We start from the raw sequence: 13,109 nt of genomic DNA, 5'->3' as shown, positions 1-13,109 counted from the left end.
CGCACGAAATCTAGTTATTTCTCGACTACAACTACTCTATGCGCTGACTCGGTGACAAGAGTCCCAAGTGCAACACGAATCGGTTTTTTCGGTTTTCCCCAACTTGCCCGGTCGCTCGTGAGCCGGCGCTGCGTTGGAGGGCTTGTTGCGCGCCACTACGCGACGTTTTCGTTGACTTCATGGCCGAAAAACACGATAAGCCGCAAAGGCCGCCGCTTTGGCGGCTTTTTTGATTTTCCGGTACCGGAGACGCATATAATGAGCGGTTCGGCGCTTTACGAGACCTTTGCTCGCGCCCCCCTGGCCTTCGACCACGGGGAAGGCACTTGGCTGATTACCGACAAGGGCGAGCGATATCTCGATTTCGCCGGCGGCATCGCCGTCAATTCGCTGGGCCACAGCCATCCGCATCTGGTTGCAGCACTCACCGAGCAGGCCACAAAGCTTTGGCATGTCTCCAATCTCTACGAGATTCCGGGGCAGAGCCGGCTCGGCGAGCGGCTGGTGGATGCCACCTTCGCCGACAAGGTGTTCTTCACCAATTCCGGCGCCGAGGCGCTGGAATGCGCGATCAAGACGGCGCGGCGCTACCATTTCGTCAGGGGGCATCCCGAACGCTTCCGCGTCATCACCTTCGAGGGTGCCTTCCATGGCCGCACGCTGGCGACCATCGCTGCCGGCGGCCAGTACAAGTACCTTGAAGGGTTTGGACCCAAGGTCGAGGGTTTCGACCAGGTCGGCTTCGACGATATCGATGCGGCCGAGAAGGCGATCACGCCGGAGACCGCCGCGATCCTGATCGAACCGGTACAGGGCGAGGGCGGTATTCGCCCGGTGCCGACGCAATCGCTGAAGCGGCTCAGGCAGCTGTGCGAACAGCACGGCCTGCTCTTGATCTACGACGAGGTCCAGTGCGGCATCGGCCGAACCGGCAAGCTGTTCGCGCATGAATGGTCCGGTGTCACGCCCGACATCATGGCGATCGCCAAGGGCATTGGCGGCGGCTTCCCGATGGGCGCCTGCCTTGCTACGGATGAGGCCGCCATTGGCATGACATCCGGCGTGCATGGCACCACTTTCGGCGGCAACCCGCTGGCCATGGCGGTTGGCAACGCCGTGCTCGACGTGGTGCTGGAAGACGGCTTCCTCGAGGATGTGCAGCGCAAGGCGCTGCTGATCAAGCAGGGGCTGGCAGCGGTCGCCGACGAGTTTCCCGAGGTCATCGAGGACATCAGGGGCACCGGGCTGATGCTCGGCCTCAAATGCGCGATGCCCAACACCAAGGTGAACATGGCACTGCGCGACCAGCACCTGCTGGCGGTTCCGGCCGGCGACAACGTCATTCGCCTGCTGCCGCCGCTCACCGTCACCGATGCCGAGATCCACGACGCGCTCAACCGCATCCGCGCCGGCGCCAAGGGCCTGGCGGAGGCGATCGCCTCCGCCGCCGCGAAGTAATCCCGGAACCATTGCTGATGTCAGTTCGCCACTTCACCGATCTTTCCGCCGTTTCCGAAGGCGATCTGCGCTTCATGCTTGACGATGCGGTGGTGCGAAAGGCTCGCCTCAAGGCCGGAGAGCGGACCAGGCCGCTCGACGGCAAGGTGCTGGCGATGATCTTCGACAAGCCGTCGACGCGCACGCGCGTGTCCTTCGACGTCGGCATGCGTCAGCTTGGTGGCGAGACCATCATGCTGACCGGGACCGAAATGCAGCTCGGCCGCTCCGAGACCATTGCCGACACCGCCAAGGTGCTGTCGCGCTATGTCGACGCGATCATGATCCGCACCACCTCGCATGAGCGGCTGCTGGAACTGACCGAGAACGCCACCGTTCCGGTCATCAACGGCCTGACCGACGACACCCATCCCTGCCAGCTGATGGCCGATATCATGACCTTCGAGGAGCATCGCGGTCCGGTCGCCGGCAAGACCATCGCCTGGACCGGCGACGGCAACAATGTGCTGCATTCGCTGCTCGAGGCCTCGGCGCGGTTCCGCTTCAACCTCAACGTCGCCGTGCCCGAAGGCAGCGAGCCGGCGCAGAAGCATATCGACTGGTCGCAAGCGCATGGCGGCAAGCTGCACTTCACCCGCTCGCCCGAGGAAGCCGTCGATCAGGCCGACTGCATTGTGACCGATTGCTGGGTGTCGATGGGCCAGGAGCATCGCGCCCGTGGCCACAACGTGTTCTCGCCCTACCAGGTCAACGCCAAGCTGATGGCCAAGGCCAAGCCGGACGCACTGTTCATGCACTGCCTGCCGGCGCATCGCGGCGAGGAAGTGACCGACGAGGTCATTGACGGGCCGCATTCGGTGGTCTTCGACGAGGCCGAGAACCGGCTCCATGCGCAGAAGGCGGTTCTGGCGTGGTGCCTCGGCGCTTGATCCGGGCCGACTTGATCCGGGACCGCGTGATGCCTATCTGCGGGCCATCACGCAAAAACAGCGCGTTTCGACGCATGCGCCCCGGAGGGCGGCATGGCCGCGCCCCGGAGCTTTGTCATGTTGGAAACCTATCAAGTGACTGAACATCACCCCAAACTCGGCGAATTCGGCTACGCCGGTGACGATCACGTCGTGCCTTTCGAGGTCGGTCCGCTCGATGTGCGCGGCCGCACAGTTCAGCTCGGGCCGATGCTCGATGCAATCCTGACCCGCCACGACTATCCCGAGCCGGTCGCCCGCCTGCTGGCGGAAGCCTGTGTGTTGACGGTCCTGCTTGGCACCTCGCTCAAATTCGAGGGCAAGTTCATCTTGCAGACCCGCACCGACGGGCCGGTCGACATGCTGGTCGCGGATTTTTCCACGCCCTCGGCGCTGCGCGCCTATGCACGCTTCGATGCCGACCGGCTCGAGGCGCTGGTCGCGGCGGGCGAGACGTCCCAGCAGACCCTGCTCGGCAGCGGCGTGCTGGCTCTGACCATCGACCAGGGCGCTCACACGCAGCGCTATCAGGGCATCGTCCAGCTCGACGGCGAAACGCTGGAGGATGCGGCACGCACCTATTTCCGTCAGTCGGAGCAGATCCCGACCGATCTCAGGCTCTCGGTGGCCAAGCTGTTGACGCCAGGCGTCGGCGGCGCCCGTGAGCAATGGCGCGCCGGCGGCATCCTGGCGCAGTTCCTGCCGCAGTCGCCCGATCGCATGCGCGTTCCGGACCTGCCGGGCGGGGATGGCGATCCACGCGAGGAGATCCACGATCCGGCCGACAATTCCTGGCAGGAGCTGCTGGCATTGCTCGGCACCATAGAGCCGACCGAACTGATCGACCCGACGATCGGCGCCGAGCGGCTGCTCTACCGGCTGTTCCACGAACATGGCGTGCGCGTCTTCGGCGGCGTTCCGGTCGCCGACCAGTGCTCATGCTCGCGCGACAAGATCCGCGGCATCCTCGAGGGCTTCTCGGCGCAGGAGATCAAGGACAGCACCGAGGACGGCGGCATCCACGTCGCCTGCGAATTCTGCTCGAAGCAATATGACTTCGATCCAGCGGAATTTACGGCGGCTCAATAGAGAAAAACACGCCTCACCGGCTGCTTCGTGGCCGGTGAGCGAACTAATTCACCGTCCGCCGCGTCCCCGGCAGATCAAGCGAAAAGGCGGGGATGGCGATGTCGAACGTCTCGCCCCGCTTGTTGCGCATGGTGTAGTGCCCGACCATGATGCCGGACGGTGTCGAGAGCGGGCAACCGGATGTGTATTGATAGCTGTCGCCGGGATTGAGTTCGGGCTGGTCGCCCACCACGCCCGGCCCGCGCACCTCCTCGACCCGGCCGGTGCCGTCGGTGATGTGCCAATAGCGAGACAACAGCTGCACGAAATCGTCCGACTGGTTGTCGATCGTTATCTGATAGCCCCAGACATAGCGGTTCTCGGACGGATCCGAGCGGTCCTCCAGATAGAACGGCCTGACCTGCACTTCGATGTTGCGCGTCACGGCGCGGTACATAAGCGGCTCCAAAACAATCCAGGTCGAACTGTCCTCGCTCCGGGCGAGCAGGTCAACATGCGCGTCCCGTCGCGCGCGGCCTGAAAGGCAGGTGCCGACAAAGAATGTCATTTAGGTGACACATGACAATGGTGGTGTGCACGAAGCGGGCGACTCGGCGCTCTATCGAACGGTTGAAAACGGCCATCACGCGAGCCGTCTTTTCTGGAGTGACCAGATCTCGATGGAACTCACGCTCATAACCGCCTCGCTGTCGATCGCTCTCATTCTCTCAAACCTCGCCAGCATCCTGCTCGCCGCTTCGCGTCTGAAGCGCCGCCGCACCATCGCGCCGCCGGCCGGCAAGCCACGACCGGTGTCGATCGTCGTGCCGTCGCGCGGCGTCGAGCCGTTCACGCAGGAGACGCTGGAGCGTGCCTTCTCGCTCGACTGGCCGCGCTACGAGCTGATCTTCTGCGTCGCCCATGCCGATGATCCGGTGGTCAGGCTGATCCGCACCGCCATCGCCCGTTTCCCCAGGGTGCCGGCGGCGACGACCGTATCAGCGCCAATCCGAAGCTCAACAATTGCGTCAAGGGCTGGGAGGCGGCGCGCCACGATTGGGTTGTCTTGGCCGATTCCAACGTGTTGATGCCGAAAGACTATATTCAGCACCTGATGGCGGCGTGGCGGCCAAATACCGGCCTTGTCTGCTCGACGCCGATCGGCTCGCGGCCGGCCGGGTTCTGGGCCGAAGTCGAATGCGCCTTCCTCAACACGTTGCAGGCGCGCTGGCAATATGCCGGCGATGCGCTTGGCCTCGGCTTTGCCCAGGGCAAGAGCATGTTGTGGAACAAGCCGATGCTCGACGCCAGCGGCGGCATCCGTGCGCTGGCCGCCGAGATTGCCGAGGACGCCGCCGCGACCAAGCTGGTCAATGGCCTTGGCCTGCGCGTCAATCTCGTCGCCGCGCCCTTCGAGCAACCGCTCGGCCGGCGCACGTTTGGCGAGATCTGGTCGCGTCAGGCGCGTTGGGCACGGCTGCGCCGCGTCACCTTCCCGCTGTTCTTCGCACCCGAAATCCTGACTGGCGCTGTGGTGCCGCTGGTGCTTGCGCTGGTTGCGGCGTCAGCCGCCGGCGTCGGACTCTGGGCAACCGCCATTGCCGTGCTGGCGGCCTTCTACCTTCCGGAGAGCGTCCTTGCCAGGTCCAAGGGCTGGTATCTGTCGCCGCGCATGGTCGCGGCGATCATGGTGCGCGACATGATCATCCTGCCTGCGATGTGGGCGCGCGGCTGGCTCGGCGGCGCCGTCGACTGGCGCGGCAACGCGATGACCATCAGCACCAAGGCGGCCGAACTGGAAGAGACGCCGTCGGGCGCCTGAAAGCCAAAGGCCGCCTATTTGGCCTTCAGCGCCTGCTCGATGTCTTCCAGAAGATCGTCGGCATCCTCCAGGCCGACCGACAGTCTGAGCGTGCCCGGCCCGATGCCGAGCTCGGCGCGGGCCTCGTCGCTCAGATTCTTGTGCGTCGTCGTTGCCGGATGGGTGATCAGGCTCTTGGCGTCACCGAGATTGTTGGAGATCAGCACGATGTCGAGGGCGTTCTGCAAGGCGAAGGCCGCCTGCTTGCCGCCCTTGACGTCCAGGCAGATCAGCGTCGAGCCGCCCGACATCTGCTTCTTGACGATGGCCGCCTGCGGGTGGTCGGCGCGGCCGGGATAGATGACGCGGGCGATTTCGGGCCGTTCGGCCAGGAAATCCGCGATCTTGCCGGCGCTTTCCGTCTGCTGGCGCACGCGTAGCGGCAGTGTCTCCAGGCCCTTCAGCAGTGTCCAGGCATTGAACGGTGACAGGCTGGGGCCGGTGTGGCGGAAGTAGTCGTGCAGGTTCTCGTCGATCCATTTCTTGTCCGACAGGATGACACCCCCGAGACAGCGGCCCTGGCCGTCAATGTGCTTGGTCGCCGAATAGACGACGATGTGCGCGCCGAGCTGCAGCGGTTTCTGTTGCAGGGGCGTGGCAAAGACATTGTCGACGATCAGCCGTGCGCCGATCGAATTGGCAAGCGAGGCAACCGCAGCGATGTCGACCACTTCCAGCGTCGGGTTGGTCGGGCTTTCCAGGAAGAACAGCTTGGTGTTCGGCTTGACGGCCTTTTCCCAGTTGGCGATGTCGGTGCCGTCGACCAGCGTCGCCTCGATGCCGTATCTCGGCGCCAGCGTCTCGACCACCCAGCGGCAGGAGCCGAACAGCGCGCGCGCCGCCACGATATGGTCGCCGGCCTTGGCGCTGCACAGGAGGGCTGCGGTCACCGCCGCCATGCCGGACGCCGTGGCGCGCGCGTCCTCGGCGGCTTCGAGCGCGCACATGCGCTTTTCGAACATGTCGACGGTCGGATTGGCATAGCGCGAATAGATGAAGCCCGGCTCCTCGCCCTTGAAGCGGGCTTCCGCCGCCTGCGCCGTTTCGTAGACATAGCCCTGGGTCAGGTACATCGCCTCGGAGGTTTCGCCGAAACCGGAACGCAGGGTTCCGCTATGGACGAGTGCTGTTTGAGGCTTCCAGTTGCGCTTCTTGGTGCTCATCGCTTTTGTTCCAGACACAAAAAAACCGGCCGCGAAAGTCGCAACCGGTCCATACGGCCTTGCGGCCCGACGGTCCTTTAGCGACTTGTTTAACGTGGCTGCAAGCCGACCGGCCAAATCACCACGGGATAACGACCCTTTAAACCCGCGCCACGCTTGCGTCAATTGCCGGCTTGATTAAGAGGTTTGTACCAAGCAGGTTCCGCAAAAGTGTTCCACGGTTTTGCGGCAGGAACCTGCGATCAGAAAACGTCTGGCCTAGGAGTGGAGCCTTGCGGCAGACAGGCATTCTTCCCGATCAGGACATTTCGGCGCTGTTCCAGTCCGGCGCGCTGAAGTCGGCCCGCGCGCTCGATATCGACCAGATCCAGCCGGCGAGCCTGGATCTGCGGCTCGGCGACAAGGCCTGGCGGGTGCGGGCCTCGTTCCTGCCGGGTCCCAACCACAAGGTTTCGGAAAAGCTCGACCGGCTGCAGCTGCACGAGATCAATCTTGCCGAGGGCGCGGTGCTGGAGACCGGCTGCGTTTATATCGTCCCCTTGCTTGAAAGCCTGGCATTGCCGGCGGACATTTCGGCCTCGGCCAATCCGAAGAGTTCGACCGGGCGACTCGACATCTTCACCCGCGTCATGACCGACCGTGGCCACGAGTTCGACAAGATCGCCGCCGGCTATCACGGACCGCTCTATCTCGAGGTCAGCCCGCGCACCTTTCCGATCGTCGCGCGCACCGGTTCGCGACTGTCGCAGATACGCTTCCGCACCGGCAATGCGCTGCTGTCTGAAGCCGAGCTGCATGACCTGCATCGCGCCGAGATGCTGGTTGCCACCGAGCCGCCGAACATTTCCGGTGGCGGCATTGCGCTGTCGATCGACCTCAACGGCGATCAAAACGGGCTGGTCGGCTATCGCGGCAAGCATCACACCGGACTTGTCGACGTCGACAAGCGCGCCGCGCAAGAGGTCGTCGACTTCTGGGAGCCGATCCACAAGAGCGGCGCCGGCGAACTGGTGCTCGATCCCGATGAATTCTACATCCTCGTCAGCCAGGAAGCAGTGCATGTGCCGCCGCTCTACGCCGCCGAGATGACGCCGTTCGATCCGCTCGTCGGCGAATTCCGCGTCCACTATGCCGGCTTCTTCGATCCGGGTTTTGGCCACTCTGCGTCCGGTGGTAGCGGCAGCCGGGCGGTGCTCGAAGTGCGCAGCCACGAAGTGCCGTTCATCCTCGACCATGGCCAGATCGTCGGCCGGCTGGTCTACGAGCACATGCTGAAGCGGCCGCAGGCGCTCTATGGCACAGATCTCGGCTCCAACTACCAGGCGCAGGGGCTGAAACTGTCCAAGCATTTCCGCCCCGCGCGCTGACCTCCCATTGCCGTCAGGCAATATGCTTGCCTGCGCCGGCTCGCCATGCTTGGCTGCATTGCTGGCCGTCAAGCTGGCGGCGTTCAAGGGGAACCAAGAAAATGCAGATTTCCAGATGGATCATATCGGCAGCTGGTGCTGCCATGCTGGTTATGGCCGCCGGCTCTCTGTCGGCGCAGGCGGCGGAGAAACTGAAGATCGGCACCGAGGGTGCCTATCCGCCATTCAACACCATCACCTCGGACGGCAAGGTCGTCGGCTTCGACATCGACATCGCCAATGCGCTGTGCGCGCAGATGAAGGTCGAGTGTGAAATCGTCACCCAGGACTGGGACGGCATCATTCCCGCCCTGCAAGCCAAGAAATTCGATGCCATCATCGCCTCGATGAGCATCACCGAGGAGCGCAAGAAGCAGGTCTCCTTTACCAACAAATACTATACGACACCGCTGGCGCTGGTGGCACCGAAGGACGCCGATCTCACCTCGACCGAACCGGCGGCACTTGCCGGCAAGACGGTCGGCGCCCAGGCTTCGACCACGCAGGCCGACTACGCCCAGAATGTCTATGGCAAGGCGGGTGCGGAGGCGAAACTCTACCCGACCCAGGAAGAGGCGATCACCGACCTGACGAACGGCCGCCTTGATGCCGTGCTGTCTGACAAGTTCGTGCTGGTGGACTGGCTGAAGAAGGCAAGCGACGGCTGCTGTAAGCTGGTCGGTGACGTCAAGGGCACCGAGACGCAAGCCGGCATCGCCGTTCGCCTGGAAGACACGGCGCTGCGCGACAAGCTCAACGCGGCAATAGACGCCATCGTCGCCGACGGCACCTACAAGAAGATCCAGGCCAAGTATTTCGACTTCGATATCTATTGAGGCTGTCGCAAGCCCTGGTCAGCCGCGAAAGAGATACTCTTTCGCGGCGCCGAGGCAGGCATGGAAATGGCCGATAAAGAGCAGTTCCCGCACGGCCACTCGCTTCCTGCCCCAGAACGCCGTGGTCCGCTTCTCCTCGTCAAGCGAGGCGCTTGATCCCGCCCCCAAGGGAAACTGCTGCTTGTCCAGGCAACCGAGGACATGCGACCTGGCTGAATCGATGCCGCAGGCTTTGGCATTGTCGTTCAACCTGTCGCTGCGAAGTGCGGAGGTCATCCGATCCGCATTGCGCATTAGGAAGCCGACCTGCGCTGGCGCGCCCGGTCTTCAAAGCGCCTTCACCGCCACCTTCACCGGCTGCTCGATCTCGAGCGGGTTGCGCAGCGGCAGGCCAAAATCCTTGGCCCCGATCTCGAACACGTCGCCGGCCTCGGTGTTGATGCCGTCGGCAAAGGACAGCGTCGCCGTGCCGAACATGTGCACATGCACGTCGCCCGGCTGGCGGAAGGCCGCATATTTGAAGTGGTGGTGTTCGAGATTGGCGATGGTGTGCGACATGTTTGCTTCGCCAGACAGGAACGGCTTTTCCCACAGCACCTCGTTGTCGCGATAGATGCGCGAGGTGCCCCTGATGTCGGCAGGCAGGTCGCCGATCAGGATCTCCGGGCCGAACGAGGCGTTACGCAGCTTGGAGTGGGCAAGGAACAGATAGTTCACCCGCTCGGTGACGTGGTCGGAAAACTCGTTTGACAGCGTGAAGCCGACGCGGAATGGCGCGCCGTCGTCCCCGATGACATAGATACCGGCCACTTCAGGCTCTTCGCCGGCGTCCTTGGCGAAGGCCGGTGACAGGAGTGCGGCCCCTGGCGCCACGGCCATCGTGCCGTTGCCCTTGTAGAACCATTCCGGCTGCACGCCGATCTGGCCTTTCGCAGGTTTACCGCCCTCCAGCCCCATGCGGAACATCTTCATGGAATCGGTCAGCTGTTCCTCGCCGTCGGCGTTGAGCTTCTTGTGCATGGAATCGCGCGTCGCGGCCGAGCCGAGATGCGTCAGTCCGGTGCCGGTCAGATGCAGATGCGCCGGATCGGGATGATTGATCGGCGACAGCAGCCGTCCCTTCTTGTAGGCGGCATCGAGATCCACCGCCTCGCCTAGGCCCTTGCGTTCGATCAGCGCGACGAGGCCGACGCCGGTGCGGGCGGCCTCCATCGCCAGCGAATAGACGCTGCGCGCGCCATTGATGATCCGGGTCTTGCCGCCGTTGCGGGCAACGACGCGGATGGTCTCGGCGTCGTCGAGAATCTGGGAGATCAGCATGATGAATCCTCTCTCATTTGCCTTGGCAGGGCTGCCGGAACGGCAAACCTTACCCAGCGCGGCCAGGACCTCGTCCCATGCCACGGGTGAAATTCTCCATTCGGATTGCGCTCGCGAGCCTGGTCCCTCTTGGGACTTCTTCGTGCCGCCTGGTTGCCGGACAGCGCCGCGATGTGACCCATATGCCTTCCTGGTTCCCTCAGCCCTTGTTCTTGTTGTAGACGTCGAACACCACCGCGCCGAGCAGCACCAGGCCTTTCACCACCTGCTGCCAGTCGACATTGACGCCCATGATCGACATGCCGTTGTTCATCACGCCCATGATAAAACCGCCGACCACCGCGCCGATGACCTGGCCGACACCACCCATCGCCGAGGCGCCGCCGATGAACACCGCGGCGATGACGTCGAGCTCGCTGCCAAGACCTGCCGCCGGCACCGCCTGCCCAAGGCGCGCCGCGATGATCAGGCCGCCAAGCGCCGACAGAACACCCATATTGACGAACACCATCAGGGTCAGCCGCTCGGTCTTGATGCCCGATAGCTGCGCCGCTTTGGCATTGCCGCCCATTGCGTAGATGCGCCGGCCGATCGTCATGCGTTTGGTGACGAACACGAACAGGGCGATCAGCAGGCCCATCACCATGAGTACGATCGGCAGGCCCCTGTAGCTGGCGAATTGGTAGACCAGGAACAGCGCCAGGGCGCTGGTCACCAGGGTCTTGACGACAAAGAGTGAGAACGGCTCGGCTTGGTAGCCGTGCTGCTCGCGGGTGCGCCGTGCCTTGAGCCCGAAATAGGCATAGGCGAGCACGGCGATCAGGCCCAGCACAATCGTCGTCATGTGCAGGGTCAGGCCGCTGCCCATAATGGTCTTGCCGGCGGCGTTCACCGTCGGAGGGATCAGCGTCAAGGGGCCGATCACGTCCGGAATGAAGCCGGAACTGAGCGCCTTGAAGCCGTCTGGAAGCGGCCCCACGGAAGACCCGCCACCCAGCAGCGCCTGGCAGATCCCGCGGAAGATCAACATTCCCGCCAGCGTGACGATGAAGCTCGGTATTCGGTGATAGGCAATCCAGTAGCCTTGGGCCGCGCCGATGCCGCCACCGATGATGAGGCAGATGATGGACACAACCAGCGGATTGCTGAAGGGGCCAAGCGGCCAGATGACCATCATCATTGCCGCCAGCGCGCCGATGAAACCGGCGACGGAGCCGACGCTGAGGTCGATATGGCCCGAAACGATAACCAACAGCATGCCCAGCGCCATCACGATGATGAACGAGTTCTGCTGCACCAAATTGCTCAGGTTCACTGGCTTGAACAGCGTGCCGGAGGTGGTGAACTGGAAGAACACCATGATGGCGATCAGCGCCAGGATCAGGCCGTACTCGCGCAGATTCGTGATCAGCGCCGAGACGGCCACACGCGGCCCCTGCTGCACATCTTCGGCAACGCCGCTTTTCGGCGCGGGAGCGCTTTCGGTGGTCATGATGCTTTTCCTTCTCCCCGAACAATGGCGCGCATGATCTTTTCCTGGCTGGCGTCGCTCGCCGCCATTTCGCCGACCATGCGGCCTTCATTCATGACGTAGATTCTGTCGGTGATGCCGAGCAGTTCCGGCATCTCCGACGAGATGACGACGATCGCCTTACCCTCCGAGGCGAGGCGGGCGATGATGGTGTAGATTTCGTACTTGGCGCCGACGTCGATGCCGCGCGTTGGCTCGTCGAGGATCAGCACTTCCGGATTGGCGAACAGCCACTTCGACAGCACCACCTTCTGTTGGTTGCCGCCCGACAGATTGCCGGTCATCTGATAGACGCTGGACGAGCGGATGTTGGTCTTGGCCTTGTAGTCATTGGCGACGGCGAGTTCGCGCAAATCGTCGATCACGGCGTGGCGCGACACGCCGCCAAGATTGGCCAGCGTGATGTTGTGTTTGATATGATCGATCAGGTTGAGACCGTAGGTCTTGCGGTCCTCCGTCACATAGGCAATGCCATGGTCAACCGCCTTGCTGACCGAGGAGACATCGATCGGCTTGCCCTTGAGCAGCACCTCACCGGTGATACGGCGGCCGTAGGAGCGGCCGAACAGGCTCATCGCGAATTCGGTGCGCCCGGCGCCCATCAGCCCGGCGATGCCCACCACTTCGCCCTTGCGGACGTTGATGTCGATGCCCTTGATCACCTGCCGCTCGGCATGGATCGGATGATAGACCGACCAGTCCTTTACCTGCAGCACGATCTCACCGATCTTGGGTTCGCGCGGCGGATAACGATCGTCGAGCGAGCGGCCGACCATCGAGGTGATGATGCGGTCTTCGGAGATGTCTTTCTTGGCAAGCGTCTCGATGGTCCGCCCGTCGCGGATGACCGTGACCTTGTCGGCGACCCGGTTCACTTCGTTGAGCTTGTGCGAGATCAGGATCGAGGTCATGCCCTGCCGCTTGAACTCGAGCAGCAGATCGAGCAGCGCCTGGCTGTCTTTTTCGGACAGGCTCGCGGTAGGCTCGTCGAGGATCAACAGCTTGACTTCTTTGCTGAGCGCCTTGGCGATCTCGACCAGTTGCTGCTTGCCGACGCCGATATTGGTGATCAGCGTCTTGGGGTCCTCCTTGAGGCCTACCTTTTTCAGCAAGGCGCTGGTCCGCGTCTCATTGGCATTCCAGTCGATGACGCCGAATTTGGCGTGCTCATTGCCAAGGAAAATATTTTCGGCGATCGACAGCATCGGCACCAGCGCAAGTTCCTGGTGGATGATGACGATGCCCTTGTGTTCGCTGTCGTGAATGCCTTTGAAATGGCATTCCTCGCCGCGATAGACGATCGCGCCGTCATAGGTACCGGATGCGTAGACGCCCGACAGCACCTTCATCAGCGTCGATTTGCCGGCGCCGTTCTCGCCGACCACGGCATGGATCTCGCCTTCCTCGACGCTGAGGTTGACGTTCGACAGCGCCTTCACGCCGGGGAACGTCTTGGTGATGTCGCGCATCTCCAAAATCGTCGAGGCCATCAGAAATA

General features: G+C 63.1%; 11 protein-coding genes, 1 pseudogene and 1 riboswitch. Of the genes and pseudogenes, 6 read left to right on the top strand and 6 right to left on the bottom strand.

Annotated features, from left to right (window positions below):
- Window positions 1-258 precede the first annotated feature (258 nt).
- The 3 genes from AC1RZR_RS00990 (at window position 259) to AC1RZR_RS00980 (ending at window position 3,515) form a co-directional block, all read left to right on the top strand.
- A complete protein-coding gene (locus AC1RZR_RS00990; RefSeq protein ID WP_481827383.1) occupies window positions 259-1,458 on the top strand; it encodes an aspartate aminotransferase family protein in 1,200 nt (399 codons plus the stop codon).
- Window positions 1,459-1,475: 17 nt separating this feature from the next.
- Entirely contained in the window at window positions 1,476-2,387 is a 912-nt protein-coding gene (gene argF, locus AC1RZR_RS00985; protein ID WP_481827382.1) for an ornithine carbamoyltransferase, read from the top strand.
- Between the two features lie 93 nt (window positions 2,388-2,480).
- The gene (locus tag AC1RZR_RS00980; RefSeq protein WP_481827381.1) at window positions 2,481-3,515 is read left to right on the top strand and encodes an Hsp33 family molecular chaperone; all 1,035 of its coding nucleotides are present in this window, start codon (window positions 2,481-2,483) and stop codon (window positions 3,513-3,515) included.
- Between the two features lie 43 nt (window positions 3,516-3,558).
- On the opposite strand, the gene apaG is transcribed toward AC1RZR_RS00980, so the two are convergent.
- On the bottom strand, window positions 3,559-3,951 hold the full coding sequence (gene apaG, locus AC1RZR_RS00975; protein WP_379107056.1) for a Co2+/Mg2+ efflux protein ApaG: 393 nt from the start codon (window positions 3,949-3,951) through the stop codon (window positions 3,559-3,561).
- Window positions 3,952-4,174: 223 nt separating this feature from the next.
- On the opposite strand from apaG, the pseudogene AC1RZR_RS00970 reads away from it, so the two are divergent.
- Window positions 4,175-5,316: pseudogene (locus AC1RZR_RS00970) on the top strand (ceramide glucosyltransferase).
- Window positions 5,317-5,330: 14 nt separating this feature from the next.
- Here the strand turns inward: AC1RZR_RS00970 and AC1RZR_RS00965 are convergent.
- Window positions 5,331-6,518: an O-succinylhomoserine sulfhydrylase gene (locus AC1RZR_RS00965; protein WP_481827380.1), complete on the bottom strand. Its 1,188-nt coding sequence runs from the start codon at window positions 6,516-6,518 to the stop codon at window positions 5,331-5,333.
- Window positions 6,519-6,575: 57 nt separating this feature from the next.
- A riboswitch (SAM riboswitch) is annotated at window positions 6,576-6,653 on the bottom strand.
- A 137-nt stretch (window positions 6,654-6,790) separates the two neighbouring features.
- Here AC1RZR_RS00965 and AC1RZR_RS00960 point away from each other — a divergent pair.
- Complete coding sequence (locus AC1RZR_RS00960) at window positions 6,791-7,885, top strand: 2'-deoxycytidine 5'-triphosphate deaminase (RefSeq protein ID WP_477272839.1); 1,095 nt, start codon at window positions 6,791-6,793, stop codon at window positions 7,883-7,885.
- Window positions 7,886-7,986: 101 nt separating this feature from the next.
- The gene (locus AC1RZR_RS00955) at window positions 7,987-8,760 is read left to right on the top strand and encodes an ABC transporter substrate-binding protein (protein ID WP_481827379.1); all 774 of its coding nucleotides are present in this window, start codon (window positions 7,987-7,989) and stop codon (window positions 8,758-8,760) included.
- A gap of 18 nt (window positions 8,761-8,778) precedes the next feature.
- On the opposite strand, the gene AC1RZR_RS00950 is transcribed toward AC1RZR_RS00955, so the two are convergent.
- The 4 genes from AC1RZR_RS00950 to mmsA all read right to left on the bottom strand — a co-directional run bounded on the left by AC1RZR_RS00950 (window position 8,779) and on the right by mmsA (window position 13,101).
- A complete protein-coding gene (locus AC1RZR_RS00950; RefSeq protein WP_481827378.1) occupies window positions 8,779-9,009 on the bottom strand; it encodes a hypothetical protein in 231 nt (76 codons plus the stop codon).
- Between the two features lie 78 nt (window positions 9,010-9,087).
- Window positions 9,088-10,080, bottom strand: coding sequence for an AraD1 family protein (gene araD1 / locus AC1RZR_RS00945; protein ID WP_477272843.1), 993 nt, complete (start codon window positions 10,078-10,080; stop codon window positions 9,088-9,090).
- A 199-nt stretch (window positions 10,081-10,279) separates the two neighbouring features.
- Window positions 10,280-11,572 (bottom strand): multiple monosaccharide ABC transporter permease, encoded by a 1,293-nt coding sequence (gene mmsB / locus AC1RZR_RS00940; RefSeq protein WP_477272845.1) that lies wholly within the window; start codon window positions 11,570-11,572, stop codon window positions 10,280-10,282.
- Window positions 11,569-13,101, bottom strand: a complete 1,533-nt coding sequence (mmsA, locus tag AC1RZR_RS00935) for a multiple monosaccharide ABC transporter ATP-binding protein (protein WP_477272847.1) — start codon at window positions 13,099-13,101, stop codon at window positions 11,569-11,571. Before mmsA ends, mmsB begins: the two co-directional genes overlap by 4 nt.
- Window positions 13,102-13,109: the final 8 nt, after the last annotated feature.

It is taken from the genome of Mesorhizobium bavaricum, assembly GCF_056781655.1.
This window is presented reverse-complemented; position numbering and strand designations above follow the sequence as displayed.

Bases quoted from the DNA above. Each gene is read 5' to 3' on its own strand.
- AC1RZR_RS00990 (WP_481827383.1), top strand. From the start codon at position 259: ATGAGCGGTTCGGCGCTTTACGAGACCTTTGCTCGCGCCCCCCTGGCC.
- argF (WP_481827382.1), top strand. From the start codon at position 1,476: ATGTCAGTTCGCCACTTCACCGATCTTTCCGCCGTTTCCGAAGGCGAT.
- AC1RZR_RS00980 (WP_481827381.1), top strand. From the start codon at position 2,481: ATGGCCGCGCCCCGGAGCTTTGTCATGTTGGAAACCTATCAAGTGACT.
- apaG (WP_379107056.1), bottom strand. From the start codon at position 3,951: ATGTACCGCGCCGTGACGCGCAACATCGAAGTGCAGGTCAGGCCGTTC.
- AC1RZR_RS00965 (WP_481827380.1), bottom strand. From the start codon at position 6,518: ATGAGCACCAAGAAGCGCAACTGGAAGCCTCAAACAGCACTCGTCCAT.
- AC1RZR_RS00955 (WP_481827379.1), top strand. From the start codon at position 7,987: ATGCAGATTTCCAGATGGATCATATCGGCAGCTGGTGCTGCCATGCTG.
- araD1 (WP_477272843.1), bottom strand. From the start codon at position 10,080: ATGCTGATCTCCCAGATTCTCGACGACGCCGAGACCATCCGCGTCGTT.
- mmsB (WP_477272845.1), bottom strand. From the start codon at position 11,572: ATGACCACCGAAAGCGCTCCCGCGCCGAAAAGCGGCGTTGCCGAAGAT.
- mmsA (WP_477272847.1), bottom strand. From the start codon at position 13,101: ATGGCCTCGACGATTTTGGAGATGCGCGACATCACCAAGACGTTCCCC.